Here is an 18,816-nt window from a genome sequence, read left to right as displayed (position 1 = left end):
TTTCAATTGTTTTCATGAGATACCTGAGAATCAATGAGATCATAATGCCGGTTGATAGCTTGTATCCCACGGGAAAGATCTTTTATCACAAGTCCTCTTAACATGTCTTCATGGACATTCATGAGCTGCTGAGCAGTTTCAGGACTAGAATTGGTAATTACTTCTTCAATTTGTCTTCTGCAAACGCTGGATAGAGAGGCCATAATACTAATAATTAAGGTATTACCGCTGCCTTCGGTAATTTTATCATGGAATTTTTTATCCAGCAGTACCTTTTCATCCCCTATACTATTTCCCATACACTCTGTTATATCGGCAAGTTCTTTTAAGTCAGAATCAGACATTTGCTGAAAGGCACAGTCATAGGTATAAAGCTCAATAGCACGGCGCAGCTTGCTAATCTGGCAGTAATCAATTTCCTTCATCAGCAGCATTAATTCCATGGATTCGATAAGACTTTTCTCTATGTTAGCAATGAGATAATTCCCGGAGCCTTGTCTGCTCTCAATCATACCTAAGGCGTCCATAATTCTTATTGCCTCCCGGATAGAATATCTCCCTACTGACAGAACTTCCGCCAGCTCCCTTTCGGTAGGCAGCTTCTCACCGGAATGTAACTCGCCCTTTGCTATTCGTTCTTTTACATAAGCTATAACTTTTGTATATTCTCTGTTCTCCATCTACTACCTTAAATATCCTTTTCTTTTTTCAATAAATTCTGATATCAAATGAGTGCAGGCATCAATACCGATCTCTCCGCTATCTATCGCCAGATGATAATTTCTTGAGTCTCCCCATTCCTGATCTGTATAAAATTTATGAAAAGAAGCCCTTTGTTTATCTATCCTTTCAATATACGTCTTCATATTCTTCTCTTCTATTCCGTATACTTCTCTGACACGCTGTATCCGTTTCTGCATGTCAGAATGAATAAATACGCTTACCATCTCCTTTTCCTCTTTAAAAATATAATTACCGCACCTTCCTATCATAACAAAGTCTTTCTTTTCGGAGATGCTCCTAATTAAATCAAATTGCAGGCGGCCGATATTTTCAGAATAGCTATTCATGGCTATGGCATATAAAAGGCTGTTTACTGGTTTTTCATCATAGAAAGAAATGATTTTATCATAAAAGCCTTTTTCCTTTGCTGCTTTTACTAGTGCCGCTTTATCAAAGAAGGGTATCTGATATTTGTCAGCCAGGCTTACTCCGATTTCATGACCACCGCTTCCATATTCTCTTCCAATTGTAATTATCATATTAATCTCCTGCAAGTTTACTTGCGAAACTGCTTAAATTTCTCCACTCTAACAAACACCCAGACCTATGTATGCCAATATCACAAGTTCCTTCATCCACATTTCCTATAAGAAGGTTGAAAACACAGAAGCTCCGATAACAGTGATAAGTCCGGCAACAGCTATTGCAAGGCTGCTCATGGCTCCTTCTATATCTCCCATTTCCATTGCTTTCGCAGTTCCAATGGCATGGGCTGCCGAACCGATTGCAACTCCTTTGGCAACGGGATCTGTGATGCGAAATATCTTACATACCTTCTCTGCAATAATATTCCCAATTACTCCGGTTACGATTATAACCGTAACTGTAATTGTAACAATACCACCCAATTCTTCCGATATTCCCATTCCAATCGCTGTCGTAATAGATTTCGGAAGCAGTGTTACATATTCGGCATGGGAAAAATGAAACAGAACCGAGAAGATTAATATACTCCCAAGGCTTGTAAAGACTCCGGAGAGAATTCCTGTAAGGATTGCTTTCAGATTATTTTTTAATAAATCCATCTGTTCATAGAGAGGTATTGCAAGACATATTGTGGCAGGCGTAAGCAGATAGCTTAAGTATTTGGCACCATTGTTATAACTGTCGTAATTCACATGAAAAATCAATAAAACACCAATCACAAAGATAATAGAAATCAGTAAAGGATTGAAGATGGTAAGTTTCAGCCTACGTTTTATATACAACCCTATCTCATAACCTATAATACTGATTAATACCCCAAAGAAAGTAGATTCTACCAGTATATCCTTCATGATTTGTTCCTCTTGTCCCTTTTAATAACAGCTTGTGTAACTCTACCGGTAATTATCATAACAAGGATTGTTGTAACAATAGTAATAATACTGATTGGGATAAAGATTCCTTTTAATACTCCCCACGTGTTCAATATTTGGACTGAAGCCGGAATGAACATTAAAGGCATTATCTCAATAAGGAAAGCAGAGACTTCTTTTACCTGCTCCAAATGAATAATTTGGGTCATTAAAGCCACAAGCAGCAATACCAAACCATATATTCCAGCCGGGATTGGCAGCGGAATAAGATACTTGCATACTTCTCCAAGAAAAGTAAAGAAAAGTATAATTCCAAATTGTTTCACAAATTTCATAGATATGTTCCATAGTATCGATTTTAATTTACTCGATTTCGTCCTTTCCCATGATGTCTTTTGTACTCATATTTAATCCAAAATTGGTAACACCAATTTCATTTAATTCTAGTCCTATCTCATAATAATGTCAATATGCTGTAATATACAAAAAGACATATGAAACAATATTATTACTTTCACTGTTTCATATGCCTTCTGTAATATATTTAATTAATATGAAAAATATTTATTCCTATACAAGAGCACCGCCGCCGTCAACGATAATAAATTGCCCCTGTACATAGCTGGAGGTATCACAGGAAAGATAGAGAATAGTACCGTTTAATTCTCCTTTGTTGCCAGGACGTCCGGCAGGGTTGGCAGCATTGTAGGCATTTAAGAACTGCTCTGATTTAAACAGAGTACCGGCTGTCATTTCAGATTCAAAAAGTGCGGGTCCAATAGCATTTACTGTAATTCCATATCTGGCATAAGAAGCTGCCATACCTTTGGTTAGACCAAGAACAGCTGATTTGGATGCATTATAAGAATGTCTGATAAACATATCATGCTTGTCAGCTACCACTGCATTAACAGATGCAATATTTACAATCTTTCCATATCCTCTTTCTTTCATATGGGGAACCACATATTTACTAGCTAAGAAAATCCCCTTCACATTCGTATCAAAAGACTTATTCCATTCCTCTTCAGACATACTATCCACACCTCCGCGAAGTGCGATACCTGCATTATTTAACAGAATATCAATATGACCGAAGGTAGTTAATACGGTTTCCATTGCAGCTTTTACACTATCTTCTTTTGTAACATCACAAACAACAGCGATAGCCTTATGACCAGTTGCTTCAATGGCGGCCTTCACTTCATTAAGCTTCTCAAAACGTCTTGCTAACAGTGCCACATCTGCTCCTGCATTCGCATACGCTAAGGCAGCATCTGCTCCAAGTCCTGAACTTGCTCCGGTTACAACTGCTACTTTTCCGGTTAGATCAAAGAAATTCTCCATTTTTTTATCCTCACTTTTTATTATATTTTTAAAAATAGAACTATAAAAATACCTTACAAAAACTGACTACTATTAAATTCTTCCCGTTTCCATAAATGCAGTACGATCGTAGCGCCCGGTCAGAAGATAAGGAATTATCTCATCTGTATCCAGTTTTTCTACCAGATTCAACTTATGCACCAATAGGCTGTTTTTAGAATAAGCGCCTCCTATAATGGTATTAACAGGAAGTTCTCCCCAAGGATCATCAACACTTGATTTTAAGTTAACAGTTACAAGCCCGGGCTCCCAGGATTGGTAGTTATATTCACACTGGTTCATAAGCAGTGCCCCATTCATAAAGTGAGACACTCCGCTTTCATCGGGTTCACGATCAAAATGGAAGTAGAAACCACCTCCGAAGGTCTGCTTTCCTGCTGCGGGGAATTGATAAAGAGCTGCTGTCAGAGAGCTGTTATATTCCCCCAGTTTCATAGTTGCTTCAATGAGCTGGGTCCCTCTTCTGGTTACTCCTGCTGTCACCGTATCACCGTTTCTTCGGATAACAAATTCTCCTCCCAATTTCTTTGGAATACTTCCGTTATCACGACCGCATTGAACCGCCATTTCTGCTCCTGGTCCTCCAAGAACTAACCCCATGGTATATAGTCCCAGAGTTTTACCATAGGTTGCATAAACCCCAAGTATTGCCTCATAATAATCGTCCGCAAAAGTAGGGTTATTCACATGGCAGATAGATAAGGTTACAACTGGCATAGAAAATGGCTTTAAAGGCGGAGGAAGTATTTTAGCAATCGCCGCAGGGTCCGTCAGATAACTGATATAGAGTCCTTCCTGGTTATCCATAAGAGAAACCTTACCAAAATTCGGTATATCCTCTTTGGGTATGTGAAAGCTTGAAGTCTTCTCTTCCTCTTTGAATAAATCACAAGCTGCTTCATAAGCCGTACGGGTTGCAGGTGCAATCGTTCCATCCTTTATAGCACTTCCGATTACAACTGTTCTCACACCTTTTTCTTCTAGTTCAGAAACCAGGGCTCTGTCCGGTCGAAAGCCCAAAGAAAGCACTACTGCATCTGCTTCTGCTTCTACTTCCTCTTTACTCTCTACCTTTTCCAGTAAAACCATGTCTCCTTTGATTTCCTTTAGAGAATGTCCCAGCATATATTTTACCCCTGCTTTGGTCAAACGACCGCAGACATCCGCTACATTTGTATGATTAGCACCAGGAGCCGGTTTATCAAGCATATCGATAATCGTTACCTGATTGCCCTCTTCACATAAAAATTCAGCAGTTTCCAGTCCTGTAAGCCCTGCTCCGATTACTGCCACCTTTTTCCCTTTTAAAGCAGCTTTCCCGGATAATACCTCTTCTACCGTATAAACATTCTTACCTGCTACTCCAGGTATTTTATCCGGTATAATGGAGGATGAACCGGTGGCTAGTAGTACCGCATCCGGATTATATGCCAATATTGTATCTGCATCTGCTTTTGTTTTTAGCTTAACTTCCACAGAAAGTCTGTCGAATTCATTTCCATAGTAATCCGCAATCCATTGCATGCGCTCTTTTAAAGGAGGTTTCTTCGCAATATTAACGGTTCCTCCAAGTTCGCTTTGATCATCGAGCAGTGTTACCTTTACTCCTCGTAATGCCAGTGTCTGGGCCGCACACATTCCTGCAGGCCCGGCTCCTACTACTACAACTCTGTGTTCTTTCGTATCGTGGAGGAGATTGCCATACTTCCTCTCTCTTGCATACCTAGGATTAAGAGCACATTCCGGAGGCATCCCTGCGGCATTGTATTCATTTAAGCTCTCAAAACAACGCAGACATGAGATGCATTTGCGAAGTTCCTTTTCTCTTCCTTCCTGAACTTTCTTACCCCATTCTTCATCTGCATTCCAGGAACGGCCCATGGAAACAAAATCAACAACGCCGTCTTCTAGGAACTTCTCAGCAGCAGCCGGTTCTCTTATAACAGATACTCCGATTACTGGAATCTTTACATGACTCTTCACCGCTAAGAGGATATCCCGTCTCCAGCCTTGAGGAAAGGAAATTGGTTCAATGCATGTCATTCCTGTTTCATACAAACCACAGCTAGGGTCGATAAAATCAATGCCTGCCTGTTCTAATGCCATGGCTATTCTAACACCATCCTGTACATGAATGTACTCCTCGGTTACTCCGGTCTTATCAAGGAATTCTTCGATACTAAGACGGACACCTATAGGAAAATCCGGACCGCAGGCCTTACGGATACCTTCTATAATTTCAACAACCATCCTTAAACGGTTCTCAAAGTTTCCCCCGTATTCATCTTCTCTTTTATTTGTGTAAGGGGAGAGAAATTGATGCAGCAGATATCCATGAGCTGCATGGAGTTCCACACCATCACAGCCTGCCTTTTGTACTCTGACAGCTCCTTCTATAAACTGATGGATAAGCTGCTTTATTTCTTCTGTTGTCAATGCTCTTGTTTCCTGATTCACTAACTTACAGGGAATAGCGGAGGGAGCCACCACCGGCTGACCTCCTATTAGAGCCGACACGGTTTCACGGCCAGGGTGATGTAACTGGATAAATATTTTACTGCCATGTTTATGTACTGCTTCTGCAAGTTGGGCAAGTGGCTTAATATGCCTGTCCTTTGTAACAGATAACTGTCTTAGAAGCCCCGCACCATTGACATCATTAATACGAGTAATTTCAGGTATGATAAGTCCTGCCCCGCCGATTGCTCTTGCTTCATAAAAAGCAATCATATCTTCTGAGGGAGTTCCGTCAAGATTAGCCAGTCCACAGCCCATAGGAGACATTACCAGCCGATTTCTCATAGTTACTTTCCCAATACTTCCTGCTTCAAATAATTTCTTGTACATCCTTAACCTCCAATTAGCATTGTATACCATAAGAATACTTGATAATTAATTTTTTCACAATGTGTATCATAAATGATAAAACTTTGACAATTTGTGTACCATGCACTAAAATATTAATTGAACATTGAAGACCGCACTGATACATTCCTTTGCGCTAAAGGGATAATTTTTGATAGAATGATCGGAGTAGATTATGACTTTAAAAAAACTGGTAGAAATGATAAAAGAAGAGTATCAGATAGATATACTTTCTCTCAAAGAGAATATAGAAATACAAGACATTGCCTTAATTGATGGTCGACAGAGCTATCTGCAAAACACCTTATATTTTGGTTATGATAAACAAATAAAGAACGCCGTCTTTCCGCCTCAATGTATCCTGGCTCATACCGGCAATGTGCAAAATTCAATTAACAACTTAAGTAATGCGGCCTTAGTAGAAGAAGAGGCTCTCTTCCCGGTGTTTAATGTTGCAAAACTTCTCATTGAGACTAATCGCAGCAAAGGTATTTTGGAAGAACTTACTTCTCTGGCAGATGAGACCCACAGCATCGAAGCAGTGATAGACGCTGCCTCAGTCAAGCTGGGAAATTTCCTGGTCTTTTGTGATATGAATTATAAAATCATAGCCAGCTCAGTTTCTATTCCTGTAGAGGATTCTCTTTGGAAAGAGAATATCCGCCAGGGTTACTGCGATTATGAATTTATCAATGCAGTAAAAGAATTGAGCTCTGTGCGTAACGCTTCCCAATCTACAACCGCCGTGGAAGTCACCTGCATCCAATCCCCTTATCGAAAAATCAGCTGTAAAGTCTTTCATAACAAATTACAGATTGGCTTTCTATTAATGATAGAAGGCAAAACCCCTTTTCAAGCTTCACATCTTGAAATGTTAAGTACTGTAAGCACTGCCATCAGCTATACTGTCGCCTACTATACGACGGATATACTGGAAGGCAACAGCCGTTATAATGAAATCTTATATGATATGCTGATTGGAGCTTCTGCCAAGGATATTATGCCAAAGCTTTCCCTCCTGCATTTTCCTCCTCAAATGCTGGTATTATTCCTGCGGCCTACCAGGTATCTCGGACAGCAATATCTTAAAAATTATACCTGTAAGAATCTGAAAACCATCATACCAGGAACTCATGTTACCTACCATAAAAACGGCATGGTTGCTATTATTCCGCTAAAAGCTGAGACGGATGGTACAGCCGAAGGATTGGAATTATTAGAATTATTGAAAGATTTTTCCGCAAAAGAATACGTCAGAATCGGAATCAGTTACCCTTTTACCAATATAGAGAGCTTTGTCAACCGATTTGACCAGGCATATGCTGCTCTGGAAATCGGGCAAAAATTAAAGGCAGAAGGAATGCTCTGCCTCTATCAGGATTATCAAATATTTGATTTGCTTTCAGAAGTAAAATGCCCTGATGAGCTTGGACGTTATTGTCATCCGGCTCTGGCTGCCCTAAGACAGTACGACCATGCAAATAACGCCAAGCTGTATCAGACCCTATGTACCTATATCGAAAAGGGCTGCAATATTAAGTTAACCTCTGAAAGCTTATTTATACATCGTAATTCTCTTGTTTACCGTATTTCCCGCATTACTGAAATATGTGGAATCGATTTGACCGATATTAATACACTATTTCTTCTCAGATTATCTTTTCTGATAGACCGCTTTAAAGAACTGAACACCAGCAATGAATGGGGGTAATCTTCTACTTATCTGCTACCGTTATCGATTACCGCCGATATATTCATCAATAGCCGCTGCAGCATTCTTTCCAGCTCCCATTGCCAGGATTACAGTTGCTGCACCTGTAACGGCGTCTCCGCCTGCGTAAACCCCTTTCCTGGAAGTCAGCCCTGTCTCTTCTTCTGTAATGATACCACCCCACTTCTGCGTTTCCAAACCTTTGGTAGTGGCTTTTATCAACGGATTGGGAGAAGTTCCGATAGATATAATTACACAGTCCACTTCCTGAAAATAGTCACTGCCTTCAACTGCAACAGGTCGTTGTCTTCCGGAAGCATCCGGTTCTCCAAGGGCCATCTTCTGACATACCAGCCCTTTTACCCATCCGTCATCCGTACCTTCAATCTCCAGTGGATTAGTTAAGAATGAAAATTGAATTCCTTCTTCTTTGGCATGTTCTACTTCTTCCAGACGTGCGGGCAATTCTTTCTCTGTACGGCGGTAAACTATAGTAACCTCTGCACCAAGGCGTTTTGCACATCTGGCAGCATCCATCGCTACATTACCGCCACCTACTACCGCCACTTTCGTTCCCTTTTGAATTGGCGTCATAGCATCTTCTTTATATGCCTTCATAAGATTGATTCTGGTTAAGAATTCATTTGCTGAATATACACCCTTCAGGTTTTCGCCTTTTATATTCATAAAATTAGGTAAACCAGCGCCGGAACCGATAAACACCGATTCAAACTCATAATCCTCAATTAATTCATCAATGGAAATGGTTTTTCCGATTACTACATTCGTCTGTATTGTAACACCTAGTTCTTTTAGAGAGTTGATTTCTTTTTGAACTATAGCTTTTGGCAGTCTGAATTCCGGTATTCCATAGACCAGAACTCCTCCCGCAAGATGCAAGGCTTCAAATACCGTGACCTCATAACCTTTGCGTGCTAAATCTCCCGCACAGGCAAGGCCGGACGGACCGGAACCTATTACAGCAACTTTATGGCCATTTAACACCGGTTTTTGTACTTTTGTATTACTGTTTGCATTGTGAAAATCTGCCACAAAACGTTCCAATCTGCCGATTGCTACCGGTTCTCCTTTTATGCCTCGAACACATTTTGATTCGCATTGTGATTCCTGGGGACATACTCTTCCGCATACAGCAGGCAGAGAACTGGAGCGGCTTATTATCTGGAAGGCCTCTTCAAAATTTCCTTCTGAAACTTCATGAATAAATTCCGGTATATCAATACGTACAGGACATCCTGACACACAGGGTCTGTGCTTACAGTTCAGGCAGCGTTTTGCTTCGTCCATAGCCTGTTCTTTCGTATATCCAAAGGTTACTTCCTGAAAATTTTTATTTCTCACATCTGCTCTTTGGGCAGGCATTTCATTCTTAACTAAAGACATATTTACAGCCATTTTATCTTACCTCCTTTACCAATAAGTTGCAGGTTTCCTCATGTGCATTACGCTCAAAGGTACGATACATGGTAGATCTTTCCATTGCTTCATCAAAATCAATCTCGTGGGCATCGAATTCAGGGCCATCCACGCAAGCAAATTTTGTCTTGCCACCTACCGTCAGACGGCATCCGCCGCACATTCCGGTTCCGTCTATCATAACCGGATTCATACTTGCTACCGTTTTGATACCATATTCTTTGGTTAATTTGCTTACGAATTTCATCATGATAAGAGGACCTATCGTGATTACTTCATCATATTTTTCACCGGATTCTATCAATCTCTTTAACGCATCTGTAACCAATCCCTTTTCACCACAGCTGCCATCATCGGACATCAAAAACAACTTACTGCTATTATCCTTAAATTCTTCTTCCAAAATCACTAAATCTTTATTACGAAAGCCGACAATTGCATGTACTTCCGTACCCTGCTCATGAAATTTCTTAACCACCGGGTAAGCAATTGCGCAGCCTACACCTCCGCCTACAACAGCAACTTTTTTCTTTCCCTCTGTATGTGTAGCCTGCCCTAAAGGCCCTACAAAATCATGGAGGTCATCACCGGCTTCCATATGGTTCAAAGCTTCTGTTGTAGCTCCAACTATCTGAAAGATAATAGTAACTGTCCCTTTTTCCCTATTATAATCTGCTATTGTTAAAGGAACTCTTTCCCCATTTTCATCTGTTCTAAGAATAATGAACTGCCCGGGTTGTGCTTTTTTAGCAACTAAAGGGGCATCAATCTCCATTAAAGTAACGGTTGGGTTCAGTATTTTCTTCTTTAAAATTTTATACATTAAATAGCCGTCCTTTCCGGCGCTTGCGTAAAGCACCAAACCTGTGTATAACCGGTAGCCTGACTTTCCGGTCTTTCTATTAATCACTAATAATAAAAAAGCTACGGCCCTTATGGCTGCAGCCTAATCAACACAGTATAACTAGAGTGTCAAAAGCCCAATCCCGTTTAGGACTTTTGACACCCAGTATATAATCTATATAAATAACTCTTGATTTTTTTCGGAGGAGAGGAATCCCCATTTCTCTCGTCCATTTAGCATTGTTTGGTTTTTAACCATTTATACGTCTATAGAAGATCTCTTATATTTCTAAAAGCGTAACTGCAAAGTAAATGCAATCTGCTTTTACTGAGTTTATATCAATATGATGAATAATTATTAAAATGTAACTTCGGTATCATAGTAGCAGCAATATAATAATTTTTCCATAACCTCAGGAGTTATCGCTCTGGGGTTGGAACCGGTGCAGGCATCTCCTACTGCAAGCTCAGCAACCTTAGGAAGTTTTTCTAAGAATTCCTTTTCATCAATGATGCCGCCTTCGTATTCCTTGATAGATGAAGGAATATTTAATGATTTGTTCATTTCCTTTATATGTGAAATAAGGGCATCTGCGCTTGGCTCTAATCCAAGGAAGGAAGCAATTTGTGCATATCTTGCTGCAGCAGCTTCATCTTTTGCATTGTATTTAATAACTTTAGGAAGATACATAGCATTAGCACAGCCATGAACAATATGTCCGCCGCTGTAAGCAGCTCCTGTCTTATGTGCCATAGAATGTACAATCCCAAGCAAAGCATTGGAAAATGCCATACCTGCAAGACATTGTGCATTGTGCATTTTCGCACGGGCGTCCATATCTCCATTGTAAGATTTAATCAAGTTCTCACTTACCATCTTAATTGCATGGAGGGCAAGAGGATCAGTATAATCGCAGTTTAATGTGGAAACATAAGCTTCAATCGCATGAGTCATAGCATCCATACCGGTGTGAGCTGTAAGCTTTTCAGGCATTGTTTCTGCAAGATCAGGATCAACAATTGCAACATCCGGTGTTATATTAAAATCTGCTAAAGGATATTTAATACCTTTTGCATAGTCTGTAATAACAGAAAATGCAGTTACCTCGGTAGCAGTACCGGAGGTTGAGGGAATCGCACAGAATTTAGCTTTTGTACGAAGAGTGGGAAAGTTAAAAGGAATGCAGAGGTCTTCAAAAGTTGTATCCGGATACTCATAAAATGCCCACATAGCCTTTGCAGCATCTATAGGAGATCCACCGCCGATGGATACAATCCAGTCAGGCTGAAAACTGCGCATTGCTTCTGCGCCTTTCATAACTGTCTCTACGGAAGGATCCGGCTCTACACCTTCAAATAAATGAACTTCCATACCGGCTTCTTTTAAATAGTCTTCTACTTTATCCAGAAAACCGAAACGTTTCATACTTCCGCCGCCAACAACTACAAAAGCTCTTTTTCCGGTTAAGGTTTTAAGAGCATCAAGACATCCCTTTCCATGATAGAGATCTCTTGGAAGTGTAAATCTAGCCATAATACTAATCTCCTTTTCAAAATATATTTTAGAAAGAATTCGATTTATACTTATGTATCACTTGCTATCGATTACTTGTTTATATTTTAACAATCTTTTTTGAATATGTAAAATTCATAAATCTTATATCGATATTCCATTATCGATATAATTCCTTATAATCCGATAATGTCTCATAACATTTCTGAAAGGATAATAGATTTCTTAGCGCTGTTCTAGTGAAATTCTTATTGTTCTGATATAATTTTAACAAACCGCAGAATATCCGCTCCGGCTCCTAATTATCCAGTATATTCCTAAATAGAATACAGAATCTCTAGTCTCCCTATTAAAAGAAACCTCCAGAGGATAATATATGATTAATTTCAATACAAATATAGAAAGAATTGTATATTTGATATTTCAAAATTTGAATATCGATATTCCAGTACTGATATAGCACACTTTACGCGAATAAAAGAAGAGATTCCAGGATTACTGAAATCTCTTCTTTGTATATTTTATTTATAATTACAAAAGGTAACTTCGTTTTTTGCTTCAAATAGTCGATTTACAAATCGATGGTCAAGCTCTGTAAATTTATAATCTTTCGGATAGATCAATACATCCTTATATATATTACCGGATGTTTTACATTTTCTTTGAACTAATTGATATCGTTTTAACCATTTTTCCGGTATTGGTGATACCCACATATAGGTAGTAGGAATGGCAGAAAGCAGATCATACTGGCTGCATCGTTCATAAACATAGATACATTTCGCAGTTTTAGACGGCAGTTCGATTCCTCCATTAATATTTGGCATAATATAAGGAATTGCTGTATCTCCATGAGAAATCTCCGTATAAAGTTTTAATTCCTGATAATCAACCTTTTCCACTTGAGCAAGTGGATGTCTTTCCGACATCAGCGCCAGATATTCATATTCCCATACAGTTTCATACCCTAACTGCTTCTCCGTCAGATAATCTTTAAAGTAATTCTCATATTCCGCTTGAAAACGGATAACGCCTAAATTAAACGGTCCGTCAATGATATTATTAACAACCTGAACAGAATTCGTCTCCTGCACATTCACATTCAACCCCTTATTCTGGTCCAGTTCCGCTACTAGGCTGGTAACTGCATCTGCAATATAGCTTCCTCTTGGAATGGAAATATTAAAGTTCTGGATATCAGCGTCGGCTGAATCCGATAACGCTTCCATCTTTTCAATCTGGTGAAGAACATTTCTGGCATAAGTCAGGAATTTGACTCCCTTTCTGGTAGGTATAACCCCTTTAGAGGTACGTTCAAATACGGTAAACCCAAGAGAATCTTCCAATTCCCTTATCGCTTTGCTCAGGCTTGGCTGTCCCATAAACAAATTCTCCGCTGCCTGTGAGATAGAGCTGGTCCGCTCCACTTCGATTGCATATTTCAAGTGTAGTGTATTCATACTTTTACCTTTCTGGCTCGAAAACGGAAGAAGCCCTGTTTATCATCGTAAAATATAAGGTTCTGTTACTTACAAAGATTGCTCTGAACGGCTTAATCACAAATTTTTCTTTAAATGATTGGTTAATACAGCATAGGATGCCGTAAAATTCTCATCTTTAACCTTGACATACTCCGGAACAGATAAATGAGCTTCTGTAAAATTCCAGATTGAAATTATACCCCCTGCTACCAATTGGTCACATACCACTTGTGCCTGGAAACCAGAGTCCGCAATTATACCGATATGTATATTCATCCGGCGGCAAAGATTGCTGATTTTATCAAGTGATAATACTTTAATTCCGTGAATTTCTTTCTCTGTTTCATCTAAACTGAAATCAAAAGCGGCTACAATCCTAAGTCCAAGACCTTTTAACCTCTCGTCGGATATAATAGCTTGCGCTAAATAGCCGCTCCCAATAATAACCGCTTCATTTATATTGTAATATCCTAAAAGTTCTTCCATATTATGAAGCAGTTCTGCAACTAAAAAACCAGTTTTAGGTTTTCCCTTGGTTGTATAAACAGCAGCAAAGTCTTTGCGTACCTGAACTTCATTTAAATTCAACAGCTCCGCAATTCTTGGTGCGGATACGGTCTGCACCATATTTTCCTGCATTATTCTTAATTGTTGAACATAATAAGGCATTCTCTGCAATGCCTGGATTGTAACCGTTTGTTGATTACATTCATACATAAGCTACCCCACTTATCAGTATTTGCATACTGATAAGTATAATACTGATAGTACTCCCTGTCAATTAAAGGTGTTTAGTCAGTTATAAATACTTTTCTATAATCTTTAGTATATCATTACCGTACTTCTTTACCTTCGCTTCTCCAAATCCTGCTATGGAATTAAGTTCATCTTTTGTTTTAGGCATCTTAATAATCAAATCTTTCAATTGACTATCATTATAAATATAATAAGGTTTTATTCTCTCCTCACGGCTTTTTGTCAAGCGGTATGCTTTCAACTCCAAAAAGATTACTGAATCTTCTATATTTTCAGTATAAACACACTCTTCTGCTTCACCTTCAGTTGCTTTCGTTCCAAGCATATTTACTACTTGTTTTTCTCTATCTTTTAAATCGATTTTTTGAGTCTCTATACCACTTGTTATTATCTCATTTATTTCAATTGTTTCATCTTTTATCTCTTCTATCAAATTATTGTGTTTAGCTTTATTTTCTAAATTCATAATTTCAGAAACATCACTAACAGCAGACTCTTCTTCAAATATTTGTGAAATGTATTTATCAACTCTGTAGGAATCATACTTATGGGTATAATCTTTCACAATTTCTTTATGCAAATTCAGATATGAATTTGCCCAGGTAAGTAGACCTTCATCGGACTCCTCCGCTGCTTTCGACTGTTTACAAGTCTCTTTTATATAAGTTATCAACTGATCTGCACGGATTACCTTTTCTTTGATCTCTTTTTTAGCATATTTAGCATTCAAAACTGTTTTAGGATTTGCCAACACAACAATGGATTTATTAAAATCATAAAATCCTTTTTCAACTAGGTATTTTATAAATCTATTATTTTTCCTATCTAAACATATTTCCTTCATCAACTCCAAATGTCGTTGATTTTGTGTTATCGGGGAATAAATTCCTTCTTTTTTACGCTTACCCCCTACCTCAACAGAACGTATGAAATCACCTGTATTATTGATTTCAATGTCCCCATAAAGATTTTTACATTCGATAACAAAACATATTTTTCTGGTAAATACAAGGAAGTCAATTTGTGCACTTAAGTCTCCTAGTTCCAAATATATATCATGTAGGATATACATAGGGATATGGCTATTCTTAAGTTCAAATATAATATTCTTTTCGCCTGCTATCCCATATTCAAGAAACTTTATATCTTGTCTGATTTTAGTTTGTCCTTCAGAATTTAAAAAGGGCTCTAACTTTTGTAATTCTGTTAATTGTATCTCTGCGTTGCTATTTTCCTTTAAAAAGACCGGCTCTTTTAATTTATTAAATAATCCCATATAACTTCCCTCTTTCGACTTATAATATCCATATAATACCATATATTCCCTGTTAAATAAACGATTTTCATATAATTCAATCAATTATATTCAGAGTTAATGTCGCATATTATCTGTTCTAAAAAGGTACAAAAAAAACTACCCCAAATAATATCTAGGGTAGTATCTTTTATACCTATTCTTAAATATTCTTTAAACATCTCCTTTTATCTCATTAACTGAAAATCTTCTAAACTCTGCATTACCATTTATTGCATAGATTCCAAGATATGTTCCGGTAAAAGTCATAGTCATAGTTCCTTCTGTGGTTAAACCAGCGGTTGCTGCCTGTCCTACATAGAACCTCTCTTTATTGACGATATAATAGAATTTATAGTATTGGACTCCTGTTACAATTTCTAATTCAATTTCATCTAAAGGCTCAATTCTTATGGATACAGCCTCACTGGTATAGTTATGGACTGTATTAATCAGTTTTATATAATACTCGTCCTTTTCTCTGGTGAGACATAATCCATAATAATATTCCTTATTGTAGAATGCTGTTATTCCTGCAATAGTCCCCATCTGAATATTTCCGACAGATAGCAGGGTTTTGGCACTCATATTGAATTCCTTCTGGCGAATACCAATAAAAGTAGGGGCAAAGTCTGATAGGGTTGCCTCTGTACCTTTTAACCTCATAATTCCCGGATGCAGTTCATAATTCGACATGATAGGATTACGTACATAATTCCAATCCAGCCCTAATTTGTCTGACTTAAATTCATCCAAAAAATCCTCTGACTTTAAATCCACCATTCCTGGCAGCTGTCCTTCCATATCAAGGGCTGTCCTTCCATTCGCCCCAACAATCGGCCAGCCTTCTTCACTCCAGGTAACCGGTGTTAAAAAAGTCTCTCTTCCAAGATTATGTAACATGACCCAAGGTAAGGTTCGGATTCCCAGGCTTACCAGCCACCAGTTCCCATTGTGATCTTCAAATAAATCAGAATGACCTGTAGCCTGTACAGAAGTACCCATAGCATCTCGATGTGAAAGGATGGGATTATCAGGGCAGGGTTCATAAGGGCCATATGGAGACTTGCTCCGCTGTATCGTTGTCATATGTCCATATTCCGTTCCGCCCTCAGCCAGCAAAAGGTAGTAAAACTCGCCAATCTTATATATATGAGGTGCTTCACAGTATCTTCCTCCGCAACCATAGGAAATAACTTTGGAATCAGTCAGCTTAGTTCCTGTTTTAATATCAATTTCACAAAGCAGAATACAGGAAGTTCCTTTCTCATCTGCGGATGCACTGCAATAATATACCTTTCCATCATCAAATAAAATTGATGGGTCTATTCCGCTCTGGTCTATTGCTATGGCATCTGACCATTCACCGGTAATATCCTTTGAGAAAACTATAAAATTTCCGAGATCACTTGTATTGGTAGTAGTCATATAAAAGGTATCTTCATAATACCTAATTGTCGGTGCATAGATTCCACCTGAATTTCTGCAATTCTCCAGATTCACCTGATTTTTTCTAGTAAGGCAGTAGTTCACCAGCTCCCAATTCACCAGATTCCTGCTGTGATAAACCGGAACCCCAGGGTAGAATTCAAAGGTAGAAGTTACAAGATAATAGTCTTGTCCTACTCTGCATATACTGGGATCCGGGTTAAATCCTTTGATAACGGGGTTATTATACTTCATATTGTCTCTCCATTCTTTTCGCTGTTCATAATCCGTTCACTAATGTCTATTGTAGTCCACGCTTTCTTTATTATATTCTATAATTAGTATTGCAACAATACTACTATTTAGAGTAATTGTACATTGTAATTTAGATACTTAATATTTTGTAAGGGACTGGGACTTTTGTGCCTGAAAATCGTGAAGTGACAGCATGAGCAAGTTGTAAAATAATTGGGATATATTTTGCTTGTTACATGTGAAGGACTTCCTCGGAAATTAGAATATTTATCACACCTCGCACAAAAAAGCAGGGAAATTATTATCTATAAAGAGAGGTTTGAACGTGCCTCTGTTAGAAAATAACTTCTCTGCAATTTGTATTCCTAAATATAATAAAATTCACTCATGTGAAAAAGGGCGCCGTTAAATTTAGTGCGACAGCCCCCATCATTTATGAAACTGCTATTAATCAGAACTATTACTTTTATCTTAGAACTAAGCTTGATTTATTTACTCAACCGTAAACATCCAATTGATACCAAACTTATCTTGAACTTGTCCATGAAGCTTTCCAAAGAAAGTGGGACTAAGTTCCATAAATATCTTTCCACCCTCTTTTAAAGTGTCCCAGGCTTTTCTTACCATTTCCTCATTACTTGTAGTCAGGGTGATATACATATTATTACTGGAGGTAGGTTTCTGTGAACTGTCCGCACACATAATTCCTGTACCATCAATAACCATTTTTGCGTGAAGAACAAGTTCCTTATCATTCTCAGCTATGGGGAAATCAGGATTTTGAGGCATGTTTTTGTATTTCATTACTTCGCCTGCTTTTGTATCAAATGCTTTCTCATAAAGATGTAACGCTTCTTCACAATTTCTGTTAAACATCAAATAATGACCTAACATATGAGCCACCTCTTTCTATTATTTTTTATTCAAATTTCCGCTCACACAATCAGCAATTCATTTATAGAGACAGGAAATATGCTTTTAAGGATTGTTTCTGCTTAAGACATCTTTAGTTTCTTTTTCTGACCAGTCCAAAACCCGCCCCGCAGATTCCGCCTATGATGTGAGCTGCGTGTGCTACTCCATCCTTTGCTCCGACACTTAGTACTTCTCCTCCAAGGTATACTACAAGAACCAATAACAGGGTAAGTGGAATCTTTCCATCTCTCATACCGGCAGCAGAGGATAAAACAATCATCATAAATACAATGCCGCTTGCTCCTAACAATATATTTCCGGGATAAAAAAACATATAAAACAACCCTGATACAAGAGCGGTTATAGCAATCATAAAAAAGAAATCCTTTGACTTATACTTCTCTTCCAAAATAGGTCCTAGCACCAGAAAAAGGACCATATTACCGGAGTAATGGCTCCAGCTGGCATGTCCCAGTACATGTCCGAAAGCCCTGAAATAAGCCAATGGATCTGTTAATGGTGAACGATAAACACTAAAAAATAAATGTGTAGACAGCCCTCTTGTAAGATATCCAAGTATTAAGGCTCCGAAAGAAATAAATGCAAACGTCAATGTTACCGGTGAATTATATTGAAATTTTCCAAGCAGTCTTTTCATATTAACCCCTTTCGTAAGTAACAAATCTTCGATTTGATACTCCTGAATAACTAATTGAAAAAACTGTCATTTGTTTTTTCAACCTAACCTCCACGAGAATATTCAATCTTTGCTTGAATATTCCTGAATCTGAAGTTGAAAAAACAGTCTTTTGTTTTTTCTACAAACCTCTTTCACGAATACTTGAACTATT

Annotated in this window: 16 protein-coding genes; 1 reads left to right on the top strand and 15 read right to left on the bottom strand. The window is 38.3% G+C overall.

Features of this window, described 5'->3' with window-relative positions:
• Window positions 1–2: 2 nt before the first annotated feature.
• From bsdcttw_RS11130 to bsdcttw_RS11105, 6 genes are all read right to left on the bottom strand, one after another.
• Window positions 3–680, bottom strand: a complete 678-nt coding sequence (locus tag bsdcttw_RS11130; protein WP_185259430.1) for a FadR/GntR family transcriptional regulator — start codon at window positions 678–680, stop codon at window positions 3–5.
• A gap of 3 nt (window positions 681–683) precedes the next feature.
• Window positions 684–1,262, bottom strand: a complete 579-nt coding sequence (locus bsdcttw_RS11125; protein WP_185259429.1) for a cytidylate kinase-like family protein — start codon at window positions 1,260–1,262, stop codon at window positions 684–686.
• Window positions 1,263–1,367: 105 nt separating this feature from the next.
• The gene (locus bsdcttw_RS11120) at window positions 1,368–2,060 is read right to left on the bottom strand and encodes an LrgB family protein (protein WP_185259428.1); all 693 of its coding nucleotides are present in this window, start codon (window positions 2,058–2,060) and stop codon (window positions 1,368–1,370) included.
• Entirely contained in the window at window positions 2,057–2,416 is a 360-nt protein-coding gene (locus bsdcttw_RS11115) for a CidA/LrgA family protein (protein WP_185259427.1), read from the bottom strand. The genes bsdcttw_RS11120 and bsdcttw_RS11115 overlap by 4 nt, the downstream gene beginning before the upstream one ends.
• A 235-nt stretch (window positions 2,417–2,651) precedes the next feature.
• A complete protein-coding gene (locus tag bsdcttw_RS11110) occupies window positions 2,652–3,428 on the bottom strand; it encodes an SDR family NAD(P)-dependent oxidoreductase (protein WP_185259426.1) in 777 nt (258 codons plus the stop codon).
• A gap of 72 nt (window positions 3,429–3,500) precedes the next feature.
• Entirely contained in the window at window positions 3,501–6,314 is a 2,814-nt protein-coding gene (locus bsdcttw_RS11105) for an oxidoreductase (RefSeq protein WP_185259425.1), read from the bottom strand.
• Window positions 6,315–6,507: 193 nt separating this feature from the next.
• On the opposite strand from bsdcttw_RS11105, the gene bsdcttw_RS11100 reads away from it, so the two are divergent.
• The gene (locus bsdcttw_RS11100) at window positions 6,508–8,043 is read left to right on the top strand and encodes a PucR family transcriptional regulator (RefSeq protein WP_185259424.1); all 1,536 of its coding nucleotides are present in this window, start codon (window positions 6,508–6,510) and stop codon (window positions 8,041–8,043) included.
• Window positions 8,044–8,064: 21 nt separating this feature from the next.
• On the opposite strand, the gene gltA is transcribed toward bsdcttw_RS11100, so the two are convergent.
• The 9 genes from gltA to bsdcttw_RS11050 all read right to left on the bottom strand — a co-directional run bounded on the left by gltA (window position 8,065) and on the right by bsdcttw_RS11050 (window position 18,623).
• Entirely contained in the window at window positions 8,065–9,459 is a 1,395-nt protein-coding gene (gene gltA / locus bsdcttw_RS11095; protein WP_225903838.1) for an NADPH-dependent glutamate synthase, read from the bottom strand.
• A 1-nt stretch (window position 9,460) separates the two neighbouring features.
• Window positions 9,461–10,303, bottom strand: a complete 843-nt coding sequence (locus bsdcttw_RS11090; protein WP_185259779.1) for a sulfide/dihydroorotate dehydrogenase-like FAD/NAD-binding protein — start codon at window positions 10,301–10,303, stop codon at window positions 9,461–9,463.
• A 378-nt stretch (window positions 10,304–10,681) separates the two neighbouring features.
• Window positions 10,682–11,857 carry an iron-containing alcohol dehydrogenase gene (locus bsdcttw_RS11085; RefSeq protein ID WP_185259423.1) on the bottom strand — a complete coding sequence of 392 codons (1,176 nt, stop codon included), beginning with the start codon at window positions 11,855–11,857 and terminating at the stop codon, window positions 10,682–10,684.
• Window positions 11,858–12,357: 500 nt separating this feature from the next.
• Window positions 12,358–13,296, bottom strand: a complete 939-nt coding sequence (locus bsdcttw_RS11080; RefSeq protein WP_185259422.1) for a LysR family transcriptional regulator — start codon at window positions 13,294–13,296, stop codon at window positions 12,358–12,360.
• Between the two features lie 96 nt (window positions 13,297–13,392).
• A complete protein-coding gene (locus bsdcttw_RS11075; protein ID WP_185259421.1) occupies window positions 13,393–14,034 on the bottom strand; it encodes a redox-sensing transcriptional repressor Rex in 642 nt (213 codons plus the stop codon).
• Window positions 14,035–14,116: 82 nt separating this feature from the next.
• Window positions 14,117–15,349: an HRDC domain-containing protein gene (locus tag bsdcttw_RS25060; RefSeq protein WP_225903837.1), complete on the bottom strand. Its 1,233-nt coding sequence runs from the start codon at window positions 15,347–15,349 to the stop codon at window positions 14,117–14,119.
• A gap of 192 nt (window positions 15,350–15,541) precedes the next feature.
• Window positions 15,542–17,050, bottom strand: coding sequence for a glycoside hydrolase family 43 protein (locus tag bsdcttw_RS11060; RefSeq protein WP_185259420.1), 1,509 nt, complete (start codon window positions 17,048–17,050; stop codon window positions 15,542–15,544).
• Between the two features lie 492 nt (window positions 17,051–17,542).
• Window positions 17,543–17,944 carry a VOC family protein gene (locus bsdcttw_RS11055; protein ID WP_185259419.1) on the bottom strand — a complete coding sequence of 134 codons (402 nt, stop codon included), beginning with the start codon at window positions 17,942–17,944 and terminating at the stop codon, window positions 17,543–17,545.
• A 112-nt stretch (window positions 17,945–18,056) separates the two neighbouring features.
• Window positions 18,057–18,623, bottom strand: a complete 567-nt coding sequence (locus bsdcttw_RS11050; RefSeq protein WP_185259418.1) for a rhomboid family intramembrane serine protease — start codon at window positions 18,621–18,623, stop codon at window positions 18,057–18,059.
• Window positions 18,624–18,816: the final 193 nt, after the last annotated feature.

The organism is Anaerocolumna chitinilytica, from assembly GCF_014218355.1.
In the GTDB taxonomy this organism is placed as follows: domain Bacteria; phylum Bacillota; class Clostridia; order Lachnospirales; family Lachnospiraceae; genus Anaerocolumna; species Anaerocolumna chitinilytica.
This window is presented reverse-complemented; position numbering and strand designations above follow the sequence as displayed.